This window comes from Parabacteroides sp. ASF519 (assembly GCF_000364265.2).
GTDB classification, from domain to species: domain Bacteria; phylum Bacteroidota; class Bacteroidia; order Bacteroidales; family Tannerellaceae; genus Parabacteroides; species Parabacteroides goldsteinii.
Window position 1 is genome coordinate 2917391 of record NZ_AQFV02000006.1, and the last position, 24092, is coordinate 2941482.

Consider the following 24092-nt stretch of genomic DNA (forward strand, 5'->3'; position numbering starts at 1 on the left):
ATGAAAATAGCAATTTTAGGAACGAGAGGTATACCTAATAATTATGGAGGGTTTGAGCAGTTTGCTGAATGTGTATCGGTTTCATTAGTAAAAAGAGGGCATCAGGTAACTGTTTATAACCCACATTTTCATTATTATCAATCGGATACTTACAATGGTGTGATGATTCGGAAGATTTATAGTCCGGAGAAATCAATCGGGGCTTCTGCTAATTTTATTTATGATTATTTGTGTTTAAAGGATGCGCTGAAATTAGATTTTGATATCATATTGGAATGTGGATATCATAGTAATGCTCCTTCTTACTTTTTGATGGGACAACGTAAGTCCCCTATTCTAATAACCAACATGGATGGTTTAGAGTGGAAGAGAAGTAAGTGGAATCGTACTACTCGGTGGCTAATAAAAAGATTAGAAAAATTAGCCGTAAAAAAATCTCATTATTTGGTTTCTGATAATATAGGTATTCAACAGTATTATAAACATGAATTTGGGGTAGATTCATGTTGTATAGCATATGGGGCAACACCAGTAGATGTATTTGATGAACAATGTATTAAGGCATATGGAATAACTCCAAATCATTATTTTATGCTGATAGCTCGTCTTGAGCCAGAGAATAATATAGAGCCTGTATTGGACGGTTATTTAATGTCTGGTTCAAAGTTGCCATTTCTTGTGATTGGCAATAACGACACACCATATGGAAGGTATCTGAAAAATAAATATGCTAATGAGAATATAAATTTTGTAGGAGGTTTATATCAAAAAGAAATATTGGATAGTCTGAGATATTATGCTAAAGCTTACTTTCATGGTCATTCTGTAGGTGGGACAAATCCGTCTCTTTTGGAAGCGATGGCAAGTAAAGCATTGATTGTTGCACATGATAATGTATTTAATAGGGCTGTCTTGAAAGGAAATGCTTTGTTTTTCTCAACAGATCGAGATGTTGTAAATGTTATAAATCAAATAGATGAATTCGAAGTCCGGAATTTTAAAGAAAATAATTATTTGTTAATTAAGAACGAATATTCATGGGAAAAAATAGCCTCAATGTATGAATCCTTATTTGAAGATGCATTAAAAAGGTTAGCGTTCGATAAAGTTTGAGTTTTGCATTAAATAGGAGTGCTCAGAAATAATATCAAACAAAAAACAGACACTAGGATTATTGCCTGTTTTTTGTTTGATATTATTTTTACAGATTGAGATCAAGTCTTTTTCCTATTGATTTTTTATCAAAAAAATGAGTGCAAAAAAGTTCTTCAAGGTATTCTTGGGAGAATCTTTCATTTTCAGGATATAAAATTCTTTCATGATCTAATATTTCTTCGATAGTGAATTTAGAAGCTATAATTCTAAACGGATTACCTACCACAACTGCATATGGAGGTACATTTTTTGATATGACACTACAGGCACCGACTACAGCACCTCTACCTACGGTAACTCCGGATAATAATGTTACATTTGCTCCAAGCCATACGTCTTCTTCTACTATAACATTTTTTTCTGATTCGTTGATCCGGAGAATGGGTAACATAAAATGCGGTATACCTACAGTAGGAATATGATTACCGGTTATGACTGTTAATCCGGGGGCTGCACCTGAATATTTTTTCATAATAAATTTCCCGGTATACGTGATAATTTTAGAAAATCCCTGAATTCGTGTTTGATCATGCATGAATACATTTTGAGGATTGGAAATGTGTGCCGGCATAGAGATAGGGGACTCTTCAGATCTAAGTCCGAAATCTTGTTTTTTTTGTCCATTTAAATACAGAAAGCGCATTGTGTTTACGGCATCTTTAATTCTCAATATAGATGCAAATCTTTTCTTTAGATGTTTTTTTATTTTCTGATTCATATAATTCTATTATTTTATCCAAATACCTGAGGCTTTTTTACTTATAATTTTGTTTATCTGTGTCGTAAAAATAAGAGAGTAAATAATATTTATACATATCATAGAAAGTATGACACCTTTAGCTCCTATTCTATTTCCGAAGTAAAAGGCTAATGGTATATGAAATAATAATCCTATTATAACAACACTTGATTGTAATTTTACAGCTCCTATTCCATTAATCATAAAAACTTGAAGTGAATCCCATGAATTAATAATAATAAATAGGGCAATTATGGCTGTCATACTTATTGATATATCAATATCGTTTCCTATCCATATATGATAAACATAAGGTGATATAAGGACTAATATGATAATTCCTATAACAACGCTAATATATACATAGCACATTTTTTTATAGATATTACGCATCCATTGAAAATCTTTTAATGTATATGCATCGGTAAAAGCAGGCCATAAAGGAGTTAAAATAATATTAAATACCATAGCGGCTACACTTAGATATTTATATGCTATATTATATTCAGTTACAGCTTCAGGTCCTGCAATATTAGATATAATGATGTTTGTAGATTGATACAAAATAATTACTTGAATTTGGATAATGAAGAATTTTACTCCCATTCCAAATAACTCTTTTATCTTTTTTTTATCAATATATTTATATGAAGGTGCTATCTTTTTAAAATCTCCTTTATATAAATATATTGAAAAAATAAGCAGAATAATTATTGGTGGAGCAGATATTGCTATAGCTAGCCCTATGAGAGAAGGTGATAAAGTTTTAGTTAGTATATAAATAAAGATCAAAGATAATATTTGTCCGAGCATAATAAAAAGAGATGACATGGCAACTCTTTGGTAAGCAGAGACAACAGCACCTAATACATTAAAAAACATTTGAAGAAAAACAGATGCTGTTAAAATGTACATGACTTTTATTATATCTTCATTGTAATTGTGAGAAACGTTTAAAATAGCAGTCCAATTGATATGTGGTATAATAATTGAAATTAACATACAGACAGGTAAAAATATGACAATCATCATATAATATGTGGTTGATACAAGATATTTACCATTTAAATAATCCTTGGTGGCTAGTGATTGTGCTAACTTGTTTTTTAAACCAAGAGTGAAGCCTATATCAAAAAAGTTTAACCATAAAACGATGGATGACAATGTTAGCCATATTCCATATAACTCTTTATTTATATAGTCTAATGTTAATGGGACTAATAATAAAGAAGTACAGATACTGATCCCCTTGATTACAATAGATCCGGCAATATTTTTTTTAACTAAAGAAGAACGATTGTTTCCGGAGAAAAAACTATTGATATTTAGCTTCATATTATTGATAATTATGAGTTCAAAGATGATGTTGCAGTTATCTTTTCTTTATAGTTACTTATAGCCTGATCATATATCTTATTCCAAAATTCTTCTCTTCTATCCCAATGAAAATAAGGTGCACATTCTAATACACCATCTGAAAGCTCCTTTAATAATTCTGGTGTTTGCATTATCTCATTCAATTTATTGGAGAAGTCTTTTATTACTTGTGCATAGGATTTTATAGGTATTTTGATACCGCATTTTTCACAAACTATGTCATGCATTCCACAATGGTCTAATGTTATAGTGGGTACTCCCATACTCATTGCTTCCCAAATAACAGTTGTGTTAGCTTCCCCAAGGCTTGTTATTATGTGTAGATGTGCTTGTGATAAAATTGTATAAACTTCTTTTCGAGCAACTTTTCCATGCCATTTGATTAGATGATTGACTCCTTTCTTTATCGCATATTGTTCCATTTCTTTTTTTATGAAGCCATCTCCTACCACGTGTAAAAGTAAATTATCCTGTTTTATGTTTTCTAAAGCTTTGATGATAATTATTATAGCTTTAAAATCATCAATTCTTCCAATCCATATCAGATTAATCACTTTTTCTTTAAACTTAGTATCTGATATTCTTTTGATTTCTTCGGTAATACCGTTTTCTGGTAACCATGTACTTTGAGCATGGTGGGATTTAAAAATGCATTGTTGATTTTCTGTAGTAGCTGTTAATAGCATATTACTGTTCTTTAACGCTTGTTTGACCCGGTATGAAGTTTTTAATTGAAATTTATTTAGAAATGTCCTAAGTAAGAAAAAAAACTTACCTCTCAGAGTATATGTTGCACGTAAAAGTTGAATAGGGTAGTTATTCATACCACCGATAGGTCCCCAGATATAAGGGAGTTTCAATTTCCATAAATAGCCGGGTTCTCTGTAGCCAATCGGGCCTAACAAGTGAACTAAATCGAAAATTTCGTTTTCTGTTAATTTTTTAGCGACTTTATAAGCCTCTTTATGCCAGTTTTGAAATGCAAAATAATAAGTGAAAGGTAGTATATGGCGCCTGTTGAGATAATTGAGGGCTATAGTTGTCTTACTATGGTGTACTGGTATAAAGTCTACGTTTTTTATTGACGTTTTTATTTTGAATTCTTCTAATTCTGTAATATCCCCCATCTGTTCTCCAGAGATGCCGTATAAAACTGTTAATTTATGATATTTACTCATTCTGGTTATATAATTCCATGCTACGGCATATTCTGATCCGCGAGTAGGAGAAACACAGTAGGCCAATACTAGTATTTTTTTCATTTTATCAATTGTTATTTTACTAGTTTCTATGTAATAAATGAAAATAGGATGTTTAAAAGCTATATCTTTTACAAAGAAACTTCATTAATCTCAACAAAACAAATATTGAGATATAAATTTGATTTTATCATATTTGTTTAGTCTCTTAGTTAGTTGATTTTAAAGACTCTAATACTTTTATTTTGTTGTATATTAATTGATTGATAAATGTATATCCTTTATTTGAGAGGTGTAATTCGTCATCTTTAAAATATGTTGTATTGTTTGACATTGTTGTCCAAATGTCAATATAATAGCATGATGGGTTAATTTCATGGAATTTATCCATGTATTTGTTTATCAAGGTGTATTGGTTGAATTTCTCTTTTCGAAGTGGACTAGGTTTGATAGATATAAGTAAGACAATAGTATTAGGTCTCCTTATTTTTAGTTCTTTCATAAGTCTTTTGAACTTTTTTATATAGGTATTCGCATCATATTTATACATATCATTATCTCCATAATAAAAAACAAAGTATGAAGGATTGTATTTGAATATACGATTTTCTTTTTCGTTTATAAGGTCATCGAGACAGGATCCGCTAATTCCTGTGTTAATTAATTGGTAAGAAGTGAAACTTTTTTCTAAGTCAGGCCAAAAAGCGACAGTAGAACTTCCTGTGAAGAGTATATCTACGGTTTGAATATATGATGGTTCTTCAAATGTGATGGGTTCTTCGAGTTCTTCATCTATATTTATTTCTTTTGCACAGGAAACAAATATTGTAATAGTGAATAGCAAAATGAAGAATTTGAGTATATTCATATTCTATATATCCTTTACGTATTATCCCAATATATTTGTTTACAAATATATTATAAAAGTAACCAATTAGCGTATTGGCGGCGTGTTAATAATGTTGAATGGTGCTGAATAGCCTTTTTAAGCCTTTAGATGTTGATTATTTATTCTTTTAGAATAGTGTATGTCTTTATTTTTCAATGAACAACCACTGCAATTTATACATTTATTACCTATATTTTTTTTATATAGCAATATTTGATATATTTTATATCCAACAATGATTATTGTGAATATTCCAATAAATATGATAGCTACTTCCTGCCACATAAGCCAATTAATTAATCAAATTAATAAACAAACTCCCCGTCTGATAAACCACAAACGAGACGATCCATGCTAAAACGCATGTGTACACAATTACAAATATTCCCCATTTCCATGATCCCGATTCATTGACGATGGCTGAGATCGTTGCGATACATGGGAAATAAATGAGAACAAACAGCATCAGGCTCAGAGCGATAAGTGGTGTAAAGACCGGATTGCCTTCTTCATCCAAATCTTGTTTTATACGTTCGGATAAAACCTGGCTATCTTCTTCATCTCCGGTGTACAGGACGCTTAACGTGCTGACTACGACTTCTTTTGCTGCCATACCAGTCAATAAGCTGACACTCATTTTCCAATCGAATCCTAATGGGTGAAGAACTGGCTGGATTGTTTGTCCTATCGTTCCGATATAAGAGTTCTTTTGGTGCTCCATATTCTTTAACCGTTCTAATTCCGCAATTGTTTCCGTTTTTTCCTTGGAATCCAGTTCGGCATTTTCTACTTCAGCAATTTGCTTGTCGAATGTATCTCCCATCTCACTGTGGCGGGGGAAGTATCCCAGAAACCAGATGATAATGGAAGCGACTAAAATGACACCCCCCATTTTGTGGAGATACTGCTTCGCTTTTTCCCACATGTGGATCATAATCGACTTTGCAGTAGGCATTCGATAGGGGGGAAGTTCCATCACAAAAGGTACGTCTTCTTCTTTAAAAAGAAAACGTTTGAACAACCGTGCCATAACAACAGCCAGAAGAATACCGCAAACATATAATGACAGGAGAATGAAACTTGCGTTATTAGGGAAAAATGCACCAGCAAGTAACACATATACCGGTAAACGGGCACTGCAACTCATCAGCGGATTAACCAGCATGGTGATCATACGGCTATTGCGGCTTTCAATCGTACGGGAGGCCATAATAGCCGGCACATTACAACCGAATCCCATTACCAAAGGAATGAAAGATTTACCATGGAGTCCCATTTTGTGCATGATCTTATCCATAATGAAAGCAGCACGTGCCATATAACCTGAATCTTCCATGAATGAAATGAACAGATACAGTATCAGAATGTTAGGTAGAAAAACGATAACACCGCCGACACCGCCGATGATACCATCGACCAGCAAGTCTTTTAACGGACCTTCACTCATGTTTCCCCGTACAAAATTACCGATCCAGCTAACCAGATTCTCGATCCACTCCATAGGATAGGCTCCCAAACGGAATGTAGCCTCGAACATGATCCACATAAAGAGAATAAATATGGGGAATCCCAATACTTTATGTGTAACGAATAAGTCTATGATCTGAGTGCTGGTCGCTTCTTTTATTTTATTTTGCTCATAGGTTTCCCGTAGCGCACCGGAGATAAAACCGTAACGGGCATTGGTAAATGCTGTTTCACTATCTTCCAATAATAACTCTTCTATCTGTACAACATTCCGGTCGCGTTCTTCTATGATTGTTTCGGAGCCGGATAATGTCTGGATAAAACGTTCTATTTCCGGGTCTCCTTCCAATAGCTTGATGGAGAGATAACGTTTGGAAAGGCTTTTTGCTACATTTCCGTTATGTTTTATGGCATGCCGTACATTTGTAATACCTTTTTCCAGTACTTCTCCATAATTTATATGGATATGACGGATAACAGGATCTTCTTCTTCATATACTTTTATAACCCGCTTGAAAAGGTCTTCAATACCAAAACCGGTTCTGCTGATTGTCGGAACAATCGGGGTACCTATCATCCGGGATAATGATTCGTAATCGAATTTATTTCCGGATCGCTCCAACTCGTCATACATATTCAAGGCGATGACAGACCGGACGTCCATATCGATGAGCTGACAGGTCAGATAAAGATTCCTTTCCAGGTTTGATGCATCCAGGACATTGATAACAACGTCCGGTTGTTCTTCGCTGAGATGCCTGCGGACATAAAGTTCTTCCGGAGTATAGGCCGATAAAGAATAAGTACCGGGTAAATCTACGATCCTGAATGTGTAGCCATCTTGTTGGAAGGTTCCTTCTTTGGCATCAACAGTAACTCCGCTGTAGTTGCCTACATGTTCGTGGGCTCCGGATGCAAAATTGAATAAAGATGTTTTTCCACAGTTGGGATTTCCGACCAGGGCTACGTTTATTGTTTTTCCTTTATGTATAGCAAGTGCCTGTAAATCTTCTGTTGAAGGTAGTATATAAGAGTCGGCGGAACGTTCTTCACTTTGTTGTGACATTTGTGCCTTTGCGTATTCGGCTGCGCTGATTACTTCAATCATTGCTGCATCATTCCGTCGCAAAGAAACGTCATAACCCATTACACGATAGTGGATAGGATCTTTCAGTGGAGCATTTTGTATAACGTCCACCTCTTTTCCCCTGATAAATCCCATTTCAATGATGCGTTTGCGGAAGGCACCGCGTCCCATCACCTTGACTATAACGCCTTTTTCACCTGTGTGAAGCTCTGATAATCTCATTTTCTTAAATTCTCGTACAAAGGTATGGCGAAATGCTTACATGATCAATACCAACTAATAGGTATTTTTTCCTAGTTTTGCATTGAATAAATAAGATAAGCGATATGCTGAATAAAATTATATTAAGCTTAGGTTCAAATCAAGATCAGGAAAAGAATATGGCGGAGGCGGTGCGTATATTGCGGAACCAGTTTGTTTCTATTGCCTTTTCAAATTCTGTATATACGGAGCCGATCGGATTAACGGGGTCTGCTCCTTTTTTGAATCGGGTGGCCGTTGCTTATACATCAGAACAGCCGGATGAAATAAAGCATTTGTTGAAACGTATAGAGTACAAACTGCAACGTATGCCTGACGATAAAAATTTCGGAATTGTTCCAATTGATATTGATCTGCTTCAATGGAATGAGTTGATTTTAAAACCGGACGATTTAAGAAGATATTATATAATAGAAGGAATCAGAGCTTTAGAAAATGAAGAATTTAAACAAATGAAATAGTGTAAATCCGATATAATAAATTATTATGATAAAATATGTAGTACTGATTTTGTTTCTGGTGTTGAAATTCTTTACGTTAGAGAACTGTTTTTTCTGGGATAACACTGCCGGGTATTCTATGCCGGCAAGTTATTTATTGGAAAATGGGTTTCTGTCTTTTGTCTATCCGGCCCAATATGTTGCAGACCCCCCTTTGGCTCATCTGTATCTGGCTCTTCTTTGGTCTTTATTCGGAAAAAGTTTGTTGGTAGCTCATTTATCTATAACTGTATTTTCATTGGGAGTGATCTGGCAAGTTTATCGCTTGTGTGAAAGGTTGGAGACGAAATATACACCTTATATATTTTTGTTGGTTTTATTGGAACCGGCACTTTCCACCCAAATGATTTTAATTTCTCCGGATGTCATCCTGTGTTTTTTTGCTTTGTTGAGTATCAATTTGATTTTGGATAACCGGCGGATTTGGTTGGCTGTATCTGCCATGTGCCTGGGATTGGTAAGTATTAGAGGGCTGGTTGTTTGTTCAGGATTGGGGCTGGGATATTTGCTGATAGAAAATGTTATTCATAAGAAATCTTTCAAAAATTCGTTCTTATATGTTTTCCCTGTATTTATACCGACTCTTTTGGCGATAGGCGGATGGTTTATATACCGGAAGGTGGAAACCGGATATTTTCTGTATCAACCCGGTTTTGGATATGAGGATCATCGGCAGTTAGCGACATTTGGGCAAACAGTTAAGAATATAGCAAGTTTGGCTGTAAGGATGTTGGATTCGGGGAGAATTGTTGTCTGGATTTTGCTATTTGTTTCAATCATTAAAATGGGGATAAAAAATTTCTTTCTTTATCTTTCCAAATCTCCGTTATCTCTCATTTATTTGAGTGTCTTATTTACTATGATGTTAGTTACAATTCCAGTAACAAACCCCTTTGGAGACCGGTATTTTCTGGTTTTGTACATATTACTGGCATTAATCACTGCTCAGCTTTTATTTAAAGTATATGAAACAAGGTCTGTGCGAATTTTATTGGTAGGGATGATTTGTATACTGGTCAGCGGAAATTTTTGGGTTTATTCGGAGAAGATGTCAAAGGCCTGGGATAGTGTATTATGCCATTTACCTTATTATTCATTGCGCCAAGAGATGATCGATTATTTGGAGAATGAACATATAGAGATTAATTCTGTAACAGCAGCATTTCCAATGGATGCATTGTTTGCAAATATGGATATAACTGATGATAACCGACGTTTTTCTTCTGCTGAGTTAGAAAATAGTCGTTATGTTTTATATTCGAATCTCTTTAATTGGGATGACGAACACATTGAAACAATTTACTCCCAATGGAAACTTCAGAAAGAATTGAAAAGTGGATTGATTTTTCTGCGTCTGTACATCCCTAGAGAGAAGGGAGAATAGCTTTTATTCTCCCTGGTTATAAATCAGTTTGTAAAGACGTTCTCCCTGTTGTCTGTTTGAGTAGGTAGGGAATAGTAACTCTTTTCTTTTTTCAATTAATTCGGGAGTCATTGGTTGCTTCATCAACCGTTTACACGTTTCTATCATTTCTTCAGGAGTGTTAGCGATATAACATAAAGCTTCCAAGCCACTGCCTGTGACCATTTCCTGGTTTACGATCGTGTGTCTTCCACCAAAAAGACTATTCAACAATTTGAGTTTTAACCCGGTATCCTGAAAAGTGATCAACATGTGTATCTGCGCCTCGTGAGTGAGATAGTCCATACGCTCGTTGGATGGATTGGCCTCGATTTTGATGTTGGGATAAGAAGCCGCTGCCTCTAACAACGTTGCCGGTGGATTCATACCTGCAATGATACAAGGATACTTTAACTTACAGAAGACATTTTTGATCAGATATAATGCGGCCAGTGTATTTTCTGTAACAGATAGTTTCCCATGATATAATACAAAATCAGACGATCCGCTCTTTACAGATATCTCATCATTGACATGGAAACTGGGCATATATTCAATTTTCTTTTTGGGAAAGACTTTCCTGAGATAGTTTGTATCAGTGATAGAAACGACCAACATCAGATCGGCATGTTTTAATATCTCCTGATACCGTTCAAACCTCCAAGCTTCAACCAGAAAGAAATATTTTTTGATCAGGTTTGTTTCTGCCTTAGCCAAGTGACGGTAATAATCGTGCTCGATATTACTTTCCCTGTATATTTTCATTCGTCCCTGTAGTTGGGGATGATTAATATAGTAGCAGGTATGCAATCCGTCGAATAAGATTGGATAATCGTTTTCGAGCAAATTCTTAAGTAATTCCGGGTCTTTACGGCTGAAAACATTGTATGGTAACAGAGTTATATTAGTCAATAGTCCGGTTTTCCGTTTGTAATAATATACTTTTTCACATAGAGACTCCAGTTCTTTGGAATGAGGGCGCTCATATTCAAAACAATGTAGAATAATTTTTACGCCGCACTTGTGTAAGGCCTGCATTTTGTAATACACATCAATAACTCCGCCATAATTAGCAGGCCAAGGGATATTGAAAGACACTATATTGATATATTTATCCATTGATTTCAACCTTTTCGAAGATTTGTATAAATTGTTTTGCTTGTTCTTTCCGTGAAAAACGGACTAACTTGCTTTTCTTTATGGAAGATGATGTATATCTTTTTTCTTTCCATTCCTGATAATACGATTTAAGAAAGTCACATACCTCATTCACATTCGTTGCGGCAAGGCCGGCATTCGCATCATTGATTGCTTCAGCCAGATAGCTTTCGTCACTCCGGACACAAAGTACTGGTTTTTCTACAGCCAGCGATTCAAAAAACTTTGTCGTCATAACACCTTTGGGACCGGAGTTTGCCGCACGGTTAGTCAATAACAGCAGTACGGAACTACTGTTCAGTATGGAAGGTATTTCTGACGCCGGAACATATCCTTTGAAATCCATAAAAGGGAGAATCTGGTATTTTTCAGCTTCTTCCGTAATGATTTTACGGGACGTTTCATCGACATACCAGTAGACACGGCATTTGTCGGGTGTCAATATATTACGGGCAGACAAAATACTTAATGCTTCAAAGAGCAGTCCCGGATCACGCATAGCTGTACTAAGTAGCCGTCCTGTATATGTTATAATGAACTTCTCCGTTTTCTTTTGTTCCGGATAAAATAGTTCCGGGTCGAACCCATTGTAAATCAATTCTACATTAGTGTTATACTGTTTCAATATATCTACATGCCAGGGAGAGATTGTTGTTACATAATCTGCTTTTTCTAATACCCGGTTTCTATCCCGTAGGCTTTTCCGTTTAAAGACAGATATGAATAATCTGTTTAATCCCAAGAGAGAGGGGAGAGAATGTGCAATAAACTCATCTCCTGTATATTGTTCAATGATGTCCCGTAAGTCAACGACCAGCGGTAGTTTATATTTAGTTGCAACTTTTAGTGCAGCCGGTAAGGGAAATGTCCGGAAACTACTACATAAAACTAAATCGATTTTATTGTTTTTGACCAGCTTCCGGGCTTCTTTGTACATTCGGATATCCTTATATCCGAAGCAAAGATCCAGTAAAAGTATACTGATCCATTGTAGTTTCCTGGTAAAAGGACTTTTGGCTGTATAATAATTAATGTATTCGGCCTCACATTGACTGGCAAGGAATGTAAATGTATTTTCCTCTACCATTTCAGTCAGAATGACAGGCTCCCATCCGTAATTTCTGAGATATTTACATAAATATCCCATACGCGGTCCGAAAGCCGGCGGAAAGAGATCGCAAATAATCAGTACTTTTTTCATAGCAAATCAATAATATTTTTTGATGCGTTTCCAATTCCGTATTCTTGTATCTCTTTTTGTTCCGGTTGGTTTTCCAAGCAATGCAGGATACTTTCTTTTTCAGAACCGGCTATTTGGTTCCAACCTGCTTCAACAGTTTCGACCCATTCCGTTTCATCCCGTAGTGTAATACAAGGGGTATGATGAAAATATGCTTCTTTCTGTACGCCACCTGAATCCGTCAAAATGGTTGCCGCATGTTTTTCCAGCATGACCATATCGAGGAAGCTTACCGGCGGAATGATATGTATTCCTTCCCGGTTTTCAAGAGATTGTATCATACCATATTTTTCCAGACAATATCGAGTGCGGGGATGAAGTGGCAAAACGGTCGGAAAAGAAGAAGTTGATATTTCTTTTATGGCACTGATGATTCCTATTATCCGTTCCCGGTTATCTGTATTCTCTGCCCTGTGAACTGTACAAAGCCTGAATTGCCTGCTGTTGAGATTCAATTGATGCATGATTTGGGAAGAACTGTCTGCCAGTTTACCAAAAATCAATGCGGCATCATACATTACATCCCCGACATGATGGACTCCCTGTTGTATCCCTTCATTTGCCAGATGTTTGATGGCGGCGAAAGTCGGACAACATAGTAAGGTCGCTATATGATCGGTCAGGATACGGTTGATCTCTTCCGGCATTTGTTTGTTAAAGCTGCGAAGGCCGGCTTCAACATGAACTACCGGTATATGTAGTTTGGATGCGGCTAGTGCTCCAGCCAGTGTCGAGTTGGTATCACCGTAGACCAATACGTAATCAGGCCGGGTGTCGAGTAATATTTTTTCGATTTCAATCAGCATACGGCCGGTCATCTCTCCATGTGTCCCGTTTCCACATTGCAGTTGCCAGACGGGTTGAGGGATACTCATACTGTTGAAAAAGATATCGCTCATATTTGCATCATAATGCTGTCCCGTATGAAGAAGTAGTTCTTCAATCAGTCTCTCATTATTTTTGTTGTATTCCAGAATCGCCCGGCTTACCATGGCCGCTTTTACAAATTGAGGCCTGGCTCCGACAATAGTAACAATTTTCATTTTTTTGCAAGTTCGTTTAATAAATGGCTGTACAGTTTACGTAAATAACTGTCTGTATTTTCCTGTGCACTGGTATTATGCCATAAGAGAGTCAATTCCCCACCTGTATTTTTTACCTGTTCGATAAGATTCAGGCTATATGCTAATGCCTCTTCATAATTTAATCCCATATATTTTTTTTCTTCCAAAGTGCAATCCATAATTGTCAGCGGATGCAATAAGATAGAGGATAAGCGACGGGTGACCGGATTGATCCAGCGTACCGGATAACTAGTCCCTAACCTGAATCCGGCAACATCCGCATAACCCATGGTGAAGTCATCTGTTATGCCGGCCGCCTCCAGGTGTGTCATATCTTCCGGTTCACGGCTGGCAAGGAAATGATGGCGGTTAAAGCGTATACTTCTCTCAACATTCTTTTCCAGCCATGTTTTTTCTTTTTTGATGAGGGTAGGAACTATACCTGCCTGGTAGCTGCTGTGCAGACCTATTGTTATATCATTGGATAATGCAGATTGTATCAGTTGAGATATATCTGTGTTGCGTAGGCTATAATGGGGCTTATCCTGTTTGCATTTGCCTCCACTGCGAACAAAAAGGATTGCCCGGCAGATATTTTTGCCCGTTTGTTCCCGTAACAAGTTATTTTGTTCGAATATCCAGGGAAATGTATAATACGGATCGTTTTCTACTGGCCCGCATTTTCCTTGGATAGACTGGATGATCCCCCTTTTATCCCGGATGGAACGGATAACCCCTTTCCATGTCCGGTAAAGAGTAGGAGAGTCCAAATCGTGTGTCAGATAGATATGTTGTATCTCTTTTGGAATTTCCGGTATGCGGAGTCCATATTGCCGTAACCATTTACGTAAAAGTATACGGTATTCATCAACGATCGGACGATGGAGAAATCCTGCCCGGTAAGGTAAAGAATTCTTTCCCGGAAAACGTCCGTGCTCATCCCTTACATTTCGTTGGATGATTTCCTCATAGCGAGTGATGAGAAAATAGGTACTGGCAATAATATCCGCATGAATAACTAACGTGTCGCCTATCTGTTCTACAAGGGGAGAACCGAATAGCAAGGGAGTTCCTTCTATTTCTTGAAGCGGTAATTCCGGAAGCGAAGATGCCGTTCCATATATATGATTGGTGAAAAAACCGGATGGAATGATCACAATACTGTAACGGTCATAATGTTTGCTATTGTTCGTATATCCGATAGCAGCCACAATCTCTTCGGAAATATCTTCCCCAAGAAGGAAACGTATTATATAATGTATAGCATGATTATTCATATCCGTTCTTTTATCTTTAACCAAGCTCTATATAATAAACTGAGATTTCCTCTGGTTATTGTGAAGAAGGGGGTTTGAATTGCTCCGAATTCACGGAAAAAACGTTCTACTCCCGGAATCATAGAACCTTCAAAGTCGAATATTGGCGTGTATTGGGAAACGTGGCGGATACATTCCCAAAGAAGCAAGCTATGCGCCCCCGATGCCCTTAATGCCGGGTCGCCGCCTCCGGCCAGATAATAAGCCGAACTTTCCTGCCAGGCAATAAATGCCACTGCATGTAATTTCCCTTTCTCGTCGTAGGCTCCCCATAAGTCGCCTTGGTTACGTTGACGGCAGGCGGTGATCAATTTTATTAATACGTCCTGTCTTTTAGGAGTGGAGAGATGTTGACGTTTAAACGTCATGGATTGTATTTTCAGAAAATCTTCAATAGAAATCCCTTTCCTGATTGTGATGAGAAATTTCTCTTTTGCTTTTGTAATGTTCCGGCGGATATTGGGACTCATGTTCTCCCAAAGTGTATGTTCGTCCCGTATATTGTTTAGCAGGTACGTATAACGGGTTGTCTGTTTGTAACCTTCCCAGTAAAAAGGCAACCAGTCCGTTATCCCATAATTGAAATTTTGGAGGAAATGCGGATAGGATTTTAACACATCCGTAAACTCTTTGCATATTGCTTGCCGTTTTCCTAAAGTCCTGGTGTATTTGGTATCTTTGGATTCTGGAGCAAACCAGGGGCCCATTGTCTGGGTGTAAGGAGGCATTGATATGACTCCTCGGTGAGGAATATATACCGGTAAAGCTGCTAGTATTTTTCCTTTTTCTTCTGTTAGCAAAACTTCCCATTTGGTTTCGCCACAGGCGGCATCCAGCCACCAATCGCGTGAAAAAAGAGGAAAACTGTTTTCTGTATTGCATAACAGGCGGTATTTGTCTTTGTTTAGTTTATAGTTTACAGTTGACAGTTGACAGTTTTCTGAATTAGAATGTGTTTGTAAATCTGATATGTTATTCTTTTCAGTATGTAGCATATTCTATAATTATATATTAAACTGTCAACCGTCACTTGTCAACTATTACCTGGGTTACCCTTTCAATGCTTCGAATATCAATCCGGATAGCTCTTCTGCCAGTTCGGGGTTATCGCTGATGCATTGTTTGGCTGCATCGCGTCCCTGTCCCAGTTTTGTATCGTTGTAGCTATACCAGGAACCGCTTTTCTTGATAATATTTAGCTCCGCACCCAAGTCTACGATCTCGCCAGCCTTGGAAATACCTTCGCCGAACATGATGTCGAACTCAGCTTTGCGGAAAGGAGGTGCAACCTTGTTCTTTACAACTTTCACACGTACCTGGTTACCTTTCATTTCATCACCATCTTTCAATGTTCCGATCTTGCGGATATCCAGACGAACTGATGCGTAGAACTTCAATGCGTTACCACCGGTTGTTGTTTCCGGGTTACCGAACATGACACCGATCTTGTCACGCAACTGGTTGATAAAGATACAAGTCGTATTGGTCTTGTTAATCGCTCCGGTCAGCTTACGCAATGCCTGAGACATCAGACGAGCTTGCAAACCCATCTTGCTGTCACCCATATCGCCTTCGATTTCAGCCTTCGGAGTCAATGCTGCCACAGAGTCGATAACGATGATATCTACTGCAGAAGAACGGATCAGCTGTTCGGCGATTTCCAAAGCCTGTTCACCGTTATCCGGTTGAGAGATCCATAAGTTTTCTACATCGACACCCAGTTTTTCCGCATAGAAACGGTCGAAGGCATGTTCTGCATCGATAAATGCAGCAATACCACCGGCTTTCTGTGCTTCGGCAATAGCATGGATTGCCAGCGTTGTCTTACCGGATGATTCCGGACCGTATATCTCGATTACACGTCCTTTCGGGTAACCGCCTACGCCTAAAGCTGCGTTCAGGGCGATGGAACCTGTCGGAATAACTTCGATACTTTCAATGCTTTCGTCGCCCAGTTTCATGATAGAACCCTTTCCGTAGTTCTTCTCAATCTTATCCATTGCGGCGCGCAACGCTTTTAACTTGTCGGCATTAACAGCCGGCTTTCCTTCCGGGGTTTTTCCCTCTTCGAATAAATTGTCTTCTTTTGCCATCCCTTTTTATGAATTAAGGATTTGATTAGCATGGTCTTTTGTCTTCACCTCTTTCGGACCGATTATCTTCTCGATGATACCATCTTCGTTGATAATAAAGGTGGTACGGAGAGTCCCCATGTATGAACGTCCGTACAGTTTCTTTTCAGCCCATACGCCAAAAGCTTGTTGCAGGGCTGTGTCCGTGTCAGCGATCAGGTTGAAAGGCAGTTCCTGCTTGGCGATGAATCCCTGATGGGATTTTGCGCTGTCTTTACTAACCCCGACCACTTCGTAACCGGCTGCCTGTAATTCCTTGTAGCCGTCACGCAGGCTACAGGCTTCTGCCGTGCAACCGCTGGTGTTGTCTTTCGGGTAGAAGTAAAGTGCTAACTTCTTACCTTTAAAATCGCTGAGTCTTATTTCATTTCCGTTCTGATCAAGCCCCAATACGTCGGGTGCTTTGTCTCCTACTTGTAATGCCATATTATAATTCCAAATCTACATTAAACATTTCATGCCAGGGCAGTCCTTGTTCGTTCAACTCTTTCATGAATGGATCGGGATTGAATTCTTCCACGTTCCATACACCCGGTTTCTTCCAAACTCCCTGCATAAATAATTTGGCACCGATCATCGCCGGAACGCCGGTGGTATAACTTACACCCTGAGCGCCTGTTTCTTTGTAAGCTGCTTCGTGGCTACAGTTATTATATACATAGTAAGTTTGTTCTTTGCCATCTTTGATACCGCGGATACGGCAACCGATCGATGTTTCTCCCGTGTAATTCTCGCCCAGATCGCCCGGATTAGGCAATACGGCTTTCAGGAACTGGATCGGGACGATTTCCTGTCCGTTGTACATGACCGGATCGATACGTGACATACCGATATTCTGTATCACCCGTAAATGAGTCAGGTATTCCTGTCCGAAAGTCATCCAGAAACGGGCACGCTTGATCGTCGGGAAGTTCTTTGTCAGACTTTCCAGCTCTTCATGGTACATCAGGTATGATTCACGAGGACCTACATTCGGGTAGTTCAACGGCTTATGTACCGATAACGGGTCAGTATCCTTCCATTCTCCGTCTTCATAGTATTTACCACGCTGAGTAATTTCACGGATATTGATTTCCGGGTTAAAGTTCGTAGCGAATGCCTTGTGATGGTCGCCGGCGTTGCAGTCGACGATATCCAGATACTGGATTTCATCGAAATGATGTTTCGCTGCATAAGCTGTATATACTCCCGTTACACCCGGATCGAATCCGCATCCCAGGATAGCCGTCAGACCCGCTTTTTCGAAACGGTCTTTATAGGCCCATTGCCAGCTATATTCATATTTTGCCTCGTCCAGCGGTTCGTAGTTGGCAGTGTCGAGATAGCTGACACCGTAAGCCAGGCAGGCATCCATGATGGAGAGGTCCTGATAAGGTAGAGCCAGGTTGACGACCAACTCGGGCTTAAAGTCATTAAACAATGCAACGAGCTCGTCCACGTTATCCGCATTGACCTGTGCTGTCTTCACCTTTACATTTTTAATGTCGGCAGCAATCTTGTCGCACTTGCTTTTCGTGCGGCTGGCCACCATGATATCGGTAAAAACATCAGCATTCATCGCGATCTTTTTAACAGCAACGGTGCTTACGCCCCCTGCACCAATAACTAATACTCTTCCCATTTACAAATAGAATTAATCTTGTTAATATACAGTTTACAAGGTTTTAAACCAAAGGACAAATATACGATTTATCTTTGAACATATAGCAAAAGAGGCGAATTCATTTTAATAGTTCCCCGAATGTATTTACGATACTGTTTCATCATAAAGAAACAAATGTTTCTACATAATGAAACAACTGTTCCATTACTATGAAACAGATTTTACCAAGGATGTGTTTTTATCATTGATTCGGAATCGGTTTTGCAGCGTTTGTGTCTTTTGTTGCATCTACTTAAGTATATAAACCATGTGCTTTTATACAGAATGGTTATTTCTTGTTGTCTGTGATTCCTATTTTGTAGCATTGTTTCAGAATAAGTTGTTTTTTATAGTTAAAGTATATATAAACGCTTGTAACTTATTGGGAACGCGTTATATTTGTAAATAGAATGCGTAGTTTTTATTCTTATTTAAGGATATGATCTTAAACCCGGCAACGGATATGTAGTCTAAACAGTAGAATAAATATATTAATGTAGAGGAGAAACGAATATGAAACCCATGAAATTAACATCTTTAGTGGTGATGCTTCTGGTCGGCTTCAGTGCCGCAGCCCAGGAGGAGTTCTTTGATGATGTGTATTTCTCTTCAAGTAAAGAAAAAAAGAAAGAAAAAACAGAAGAGAAGGTTATACAGCCCAAAAAAGAAAAAGCAACGGAGTCTTCATCTGCAATTGTATTGGCATCGGCTTCGGATTCACATCCGGCGTTTGATAAAGATAGAGATGTGGATGAATATAATCGTCGATATACATCTGTTGACGTTGAGGAACCTTATGATGAGGATCTGGACGAAGCGGACGGTACTTATATCGAAGAGTTACCTGATAACAATCAGAAAGTAACGAAGAAAGCGGAACGCCGTTCGGATAATGAATATACCGAACGTATCGTACGTTATCATTCACCGAGTAAGATCACGATTGCCGGTGCAGACCAAGTCGATCTGTATCTGAGTGACGGGTATTACAGTTATGGTTATGATACCGATTACTCGGACGGTAATACCAATGTGAATGTAAATATAAACATGGGTAATAGTTGGGGATACTCTCCGTGGTATTCCGGTTGGTATGATCCCTGGTATTATAGTTACAATCCCTGGTACTCTTCCTGGTATGGTCCCCGTTGGGGATTCGGTTGGGGCTGGGGTGGCTTCTACGCCGGTTGGAGCAGTCCTTGGTACGGTCCGTCATGGAGTTATTACGGCCCGGGTTACTGGGGTGGTTATTATGGCGGATTTTATGGAGGTTATTGGGGACACCATCACCACCATTATTACTCGCCAAGCTACTATCGCTCTTCAGGGCGTTCGATTACCGGTCGTTCTTCAAGATCATCATCCAGTAGATATAGTGCAAGTTCAAATCGCTCGTCTTCTTATCGGTCTTCCGATCGTGCTACTTCTTTAAGAAGTAATAATAGTCGTGTGGCGACGAGACAAGGTTCATCTGCCCGCAGTTCCTCGATGTCAAGCAGAAGCGAAGCATCAAGCAGTATTCGTAATAGCGGAAGTACTTCTTCCAGTCGGGGGCAGTCTGCTGTATCAAGCATCCGTACACGACCAACACGTCGTAGTGAATATAATAACAGTGGTACATCATCTTCACGTATTAATTCGGGAGTACAGTCTGCGCCTTCAAGAAGTAGCGGTAGCAGTTCACGTTCTAATTATAACAGTGGTACATCTAACAGTAGCCGTAGCACTTATTCTGCACCATCAAGAAGTAGCAGTAGTCGTAGTTCTGTAAGTACTTACAGTGGCGGCAGTAGTCGTTCAAGTGGTACTAGTAGCCGTTCAAGCGGTGGTGGTGGACGTTCAAGCGGAGGTCGCAGATAACAGTAAAATAAGTAATGAAATATATAAGGGCCGGTATATTCATACTTGTGCCCTTATATATTAATGTATAATAAAACACAGAAACGATGAAAAGAATAGTATGCTTATTTGTGTCGGTATTTTTTCTGGCCGGTGGTATTGCATATGCACAGGGTGAATTGGATGCATACAAATTGTCTCAGACGGATTTGAACGGAACAGCCCGTTATCTGGGCATGAGCGGAGCTTTTGGTGCATTAGGTGGAGATATATCGTCTATGTCAACAAATCCTGCGGGGTTGGGTGTCTATCGTAGTTCGGAAGTTGTAACTACGATTAGTTTGTCTTCTATTAAAACTAATACGAACTGGAATGGTTCGGTGGCTGATGTAAGCAAAACCCGCTTTAATTTTGATAATATTGCCTATGTCGGATATTTTCCGACAGGTAATGACGAAGGTCTTGTAGGCTGGAATATAGGTCTTTCTTATAATAGGGTGAAGAATTATAATCGTTCTTATCGGATGAGGGGAAAGCAGCAGTCTTCTTTATCGGATTATGTGGCCGATATGACGGCAGGGTACAAAGAGTCAGCTTTGATATATGATAAGGAGAGTGGATATGATCCCTATTTTGATGCAAATCCTTTTATTCCTTGGATGTCGGTGTTAGGATATGAAGCCGGTTATTTTTATAAAGATGTGGGAGGGGTTGACGAATATATGTCTTCATTTGCCGGAGAAGTGGATAATGCTGATTTGATTGTAAACGAAAAAGGTTCGGTAGGGCAATATAATATAGCTTTCGCAACGAATATTTCCGATCGTTTTTTCTTGGGGGCAACCTTGGCTATTACCGATATGGACTATAGTATGACATCTAATTATACGGAAGATTTCCCGGGTAATGCCTGGCTAAGTTTAGATAATGGCCTTTCCACAAGTGGTACCGGATATGCTTTTAATATAGGGGCAATTGCTCGTCCTTTGGATTTTCTGCGAATAGGGATTGGCTACAATTCACCCACTTGGTATAAAATGTCAGATTATTTTCATGCCACAGCCAGTACTGACGTCGGTGCGATGAGAACGGATGCTGAAACTCCGTCTAATCAAAAGGGAGAATATCACCTTCGTACTCCTGATCGTTGGATATTCAGTGTGGCAGGTATAGGTCCTAATTTCCTTGTCAGTGTGGATTATGAGTTGACGGCTTATAAGAGAATGAATGTAAACGACTTGGATGGATATGATTTGGAAGCGGTAGAGTTTATTAAGAAAGACTTTGGTAATGCCGGAACATTAAAAGTAGGCGCTGAATATAAGATAACACCGCAGTTTTCTGTTCGTGCCGGTACTTTGTGGAGAACTTCCCCGATGAAGGCTCATGTGAAGGGTGGTACTCCTGCTTTGGATTCGGATGGGGCTTATTATAGAAATGCGATAGGGGTTGCCGGTACAACGCCAAATTATACGGTAGATAAAGGTACTAACTCGTACTCTGTTGGTTTAGGCTATCGTTTTACACCTAATTTCTATGCTGACTTAGCATGTGTCTACCGTGAATATAAAGAAGATGCTTATGCATTTCCTAGTACATTCTATGATGATGGCAAACCTTTCTTTACTTCCACTCCTGCCTCATTAAAGACAAAAACAACGCAGGTCGCTTTAACTTTGGGCTATAAGTTTTAAAGAATATTTTTTTTATATAATAGGTGATGCTTTAATTATTAAGGTGTCACCTATTTTTTTATGTTTGTGTTATATTTGTATTTAAGAATAACAATATAGAGCTCTTTATATGCATAAGATTTTACTAGTTGTGAGGTGTCTATTCTGTTTCTTTTTTTTAACAGTTTGTTTTAGTTGTGATTTAAGAAATCCTCATCAAAAACAAATTGAAAAAATGGAGTTTTTGTTGTGGGAATATCCTGATAGTGTTTATCTTTTATTGGATAGTTTGATTAATGAAAATGATTTGGATGAAGCCTGTTTTGCTAAATCTTGTCTTATTATTTCTAAAGCGGCAGATAAAATAGATAAAAGATTATTAAGTGTAACGGATTATGAAAAGGCGTTATATTGGTACATTGATCACGGGGATATTGATGGACAAGGTCAAATTAATTATTATTTAGGACGTTCTTATTTGGAAGACATGCAATATGAAAAAGCAATGAATGCTTATTTGCATGCACTTAGTCTCTTCGAAAAAATACAAGATTATAATAGTGCTGCATATGTTACAAGTTATATTGCAGATTTGTTTGAGATACAAAATGATCCTGAAAGTGCCCAAAGAAACTATGAGTTAGCAGCCGAATATTTTTATAAATCAGGAAATACAAGAAGTTATGCGTTAGCTTTAAAAGATATAGCCAGGGAGTTAGCTTTTCAGGACTCGTGTGAATTGGCTTTGTCTTATTTAGAACGAGCGGATTCATTAGCTTTTGGCTTGCAAGATTCTATAGTAAAAATTGCTGTTTATAATAGTTTTGGAAACGTATACAGGATTATGAAACGGTATGCAGACTCTGAAAAGTATTTACTTCGTGCGGCTGCAATTGATACGGTTATGTGTGGAATTCCTAATTTATTAGCTTTGTCTGATTTGTATATTGAGGTTGGTGATTGGGGTAAAGCATCAGATTATCTGGCTCAAGTGGAGAATGATAAGAGTGGACCATATATAGATATGGTAATGTATAATCAATATAAATTGTATAAAGTTCAAGGTAAATATAAAGAAGCATTGTTTTATTTGGAGCAATATCAAGATATATTTGATTCTAATGCAATAGCCAGTGATAAGGCGGATTTATTGGAAATGGAGAAGAAGTACGATAAATTGAAAGTTCAACAAGAGAACCAAAGGTTGAAACTTTCACAGCAACTGTATGTGATTTTATTAATTTTGTCCATATCAATTTTATTGGTTGTATCTTTAGTGTATATATTATTTAAGAAAAGGGCAAAGGAAAAGATACATAGTCAAAATGAAGAAATTCAGCAATTTAATATTGATGTATTAAATCTATCTCTCGAATTAGAGCAAAAGAAGAGGTTGTTAGATTCGATGGAAAAGGAATGTTTGGCAAAAAATAAACTTGAAGATGAAATAAAATCTTTGAATGAAGAGTTGAATAGAATAAAGAAAAAACAATTGTTAAACTCAGTAATTGGTAAAAAGCTCTTATTGCTCTCTCAAAAACATATACCAGGAAATACAAAAGTCTTAATTTCAGAGAAAATGTTTAAAGCTATAGAGAAAGAGGTGAAGATTGTATATCCTAAGTTTAAATCTCAGATATTGGAGTTATGTCCTGACATATCGGATTCTGATTGGAGGTATTGTTGTTTTTTATTATTCAATTTAGATGTTAAGTCTGAAGCTATTTTGCTTTCTGTGAATCCAGCTTCTGTATGGACTCGTCATCTCAGAATGCGCCAACGATTGAAAATTCAGTTAGATAAAGGGAGCCTTTATGATTACTTTATCAATAATGTGTTAAGTATTTGATATTTAGTGTTGTATGCGCTGGTGTGGTGACCTTGGTTGTCTATTATATATTCTCTAATAGCTTGATTATTAGTGTGAAGTAGTGTATGGGTATTTGACGGAT

At 37.9% G+C, this 24092-nt stretch carries 19 protein-coding genes; 6 read left to right on the plus strand and 13 right to left on the minus strand.

From position 1 onward, the window contains the following. Complete coding sequence (locus tag C825_RS11485; protein ID WP_010802555.1) at positions 1-1113, plus strand: DUF1972 domain-containing protein; 1113 nt, start codon at positions 1-3, stop codon at positions 1111-1113. A gap of 88 nt (positions 1114-1201) precedes the next feature. On the opposite strand, the gene C825_RS11490 is transcribed toward C825_RS11485, so the two are convergent. From C825_RS11490 to feoB, 5 genes are all read right to left on the minus strand, one after another. Next, on the minus strand, positions 1202-1873 hold the full coding sequence (locus C825_RS11490) for a DapH/DapD/GlmU-related protein (protein WP_010802556.1): 672 nt from the start codon (positions 1871-1873) through the stop codon (positions 1202-1204). Between the two features lie 9 nt (positions 1874-1882). Then, entirely contained in the window at positions 1883-3229 is a 1347-nt protein-coding gene (locus C825_RS11495) for a lipopolysaccharide biosynthesis protein (RefSeq protein ID WP_007658597.1), read from the minus strand. Positions 3230-3240: 11 nt separating this feature from the next. Beyond that, positions 3241-4533: a glycosyltransferase gene (locus C825_RS11500; RefSeq protein ID WP_010802557.1), complete on the minus strand. Its 1293-nt coding sequence runs from the start codon at positions 4531-4533 to the stop codon at positions 3241-3243. 145 nt (positions 4534-4678) lie between these two features. Continuing rightward, the gene (locus C825_RS11505; RefSeq protein WP_010802558.1) at positions 4679-5338 is read right to left on the minus strand and encodes an SGNH/GDSL hydrolase family protein; all 660 of its coding nucleotides are present in this window, start codon (positions 5336-5338) and stop codon (positions 4679-4681) included. A 313-nt stretch (positions 5339-5651) separates the two neighbouring features. Next, complete coding sequence (gene feoB, locus C825_RS11510) at positions 5652-8135, minus strand: ferrous iron transport protein B (protein ID WP_010802560.1); 2484 nt, start codon at positions 8133-8135, stop codon at positions 5652-5654. Between the two features lie 104 nt (positions 8136-8239). On the opposite strand from feoB, the gene C825_RS11515 reads away from it, so the two are divergent. Together C825_RS11515 and C825_RS11520 are read left to right on the plus strand one after the other, a co-directional pair. Further along, positions 8240-8635: a 2-amino-4-hydroxy-6-hydroxymethyldihydropteridine diphosphokinase gene (locus tag C825_RS11515; RefSeq protein WP_010802561.1), complete on the plus strand. Its 396-nt coding sequence runs from the start codon at positions 8240-8242 to the stop codon at positions 8633-8635. Positions 8636-8753: 118 nt separating this feature from the next. Further along, a complete protein-coding gene (locus C825_RS11520) occupies positions 8754-10058 on the plus strand; it encodes a glycosyltransferase family protein (RefSeq protein ID WP_228100158.1) in 1305 nt (434 codons plus the stop codon). Positions 10059-10061: 3 nt separating this feature from the next. Here the strand turns inward: C825_RS11520 and C825_RS11525 are convergent, their stop codons facing one another. The 8 genes from C825_RS11525 to C825_RS11560 are packed head-to-tail and all read right to left on the minus strand — an operon-like array spanning position 10062 to position 18607. Next, on the minus strand, positions 10062-11195 hold the full coding sequence (locus tag C825_RS11525; RefSeq protein WP_010802563.1) for a glycosyltransferase: 1134 nt from the start codon (positions 11193-11195) through the stop codon (positions 10062-10064). Beyond that, positions 11188-12435, minus strand: coding sequence for a glycosyltransferase (locus tag C825_RS11530; protein ID WP_010802564.1), 1248 nt, complete (start codon positions 12433-12435; stop codon positions 11188-11190). Before C825_RS11530 ends, C825_RS11525 begins: the two co-directional genes overlap by 8 nt. Continuing rightward, positions 12432-13517 carry a non-hydrolyzing UDP-N-acetylglucosamine 2-epimerase gene (wecB, locus tag C825_RS11535; RefSeq protein WP_010802565.1) on the minus strand — a complete coding sequence of 362 codons (1086 nt, stop codon included), beginning with the start codon at positions 13515-13517 and terminating at the stop codon, positions 12432-12434. Before wecB ends, C825_RS11530 begins: the two co-directional genes overlap by 4 nt. Then, positions 13514-14815, minus strand: a complete 1302-nt coding sequence (gene vimE / locus C825_RS11540) for a UDP-2,3-diacetamido-2,3-dideoxy-alpha-D-glucuronate deacetylase VimE (RefSeq protein WP_007658583.1) — start codon at positions 14813-14815, stop codon at positions 13514-13516. The genes wecB and vimE overlap by 4 nt, the downstream gene beginning before the upstream one ends. Then, entirely contained in the window at positions 14812-15849 is a 1038-nt protein-coding gene (locus C825_RS11545) for a GNAT family N-acetyltransferase (protein ID WP_010802566.1), read from the minus strand. Before C825_RS11545 ends, vimE begins: the two co-directional genes overlap by 4 nt. A 54-nt stretch (positions 15850-15903) precedes the next feature. Continuing rightward, on the minus strand, positions 15904-16947 hold the full coding sequence (recA, locus tag C825_RS11550; RefSeq protein WP_007658580.1) for a recombinase RecA: 1044 nt from the start codon (positions 16945-16947) through the stop codon (positions 15904-15906). Positions 16948-16953: 6 nt separating this feature from the next. Continuing rightward, on the minus strand, positions 16954-17412 hold the full coding sequence (bcp, locus tag C825_RS11555) for a thioredoxin-dependent thiol peroxidase (protein ID WP_010802567.1): 459 nt from the start codon (positions 17410-17412) through the stop codon (positions 16954-16956). Between the two features lies 1 nt (position 17413). Continuing rightward, positions 17414-18607 carry a saccharopine dehydrogenase family protein gene (locus tag C825_RS11560; protein ID WP_007658575.1) on the minus strand — a complete coding sequence of 398 codons (1194 nt, stop codon included), beginning with the start codon at positions 18605-18607 and terminating at the stop codon, positions 17414-17416. A gap of 543 nt (positions 18608-19150) precedes the next feature. Between C825_RS11560 and C825_RS11565 the strand changes: the two genes are divergently transcribed. The 3 genes from C825_RS11565 to C825_RS11575 all read left to right on the plus strand — a co-directional run bounded on the left by C825_RS11565 (position 19151) and on the right by C825_RS11575 (position 23989). Next, complete coding sequence (locus tag C825_RS11565; RefSeq protein ID WP_010802568.1) at positions 19151-20488, plus strand: hypothetical protein; 1338 nt, start codon at positions 19151-19153, stop codon at positions 20486-20488. 86 nt (positions 20489-20574) lie between these two features. Next, positions 20575-22161 carry an OmpP1/FadL family transporter gene (locus C825_RS11570; RefSeq protein WP_010802569.1) on the plus strand — a complete coding sequence of 529 codons (1587 nt, stop codon included), beginning with the start codon at positions 20575-20577 and terminating at the stop codon, positions 22159-22161. Between the two features lie 109 nt (positions 22162-22270). Further along, positions 22271-23989 (plus strand): tetratricopeptide repeat protein, encoded by a 1719-nt coding sequence (locus tag C825_RS11575; RefSeq protein ID WP_135033567.1) that lies wholly within the window; start codon positions 22271-22273, stop codon positions 23987-23989. The last annotated feature ends 103 nt before the right edge of the window (positions 23990-24092 follow it).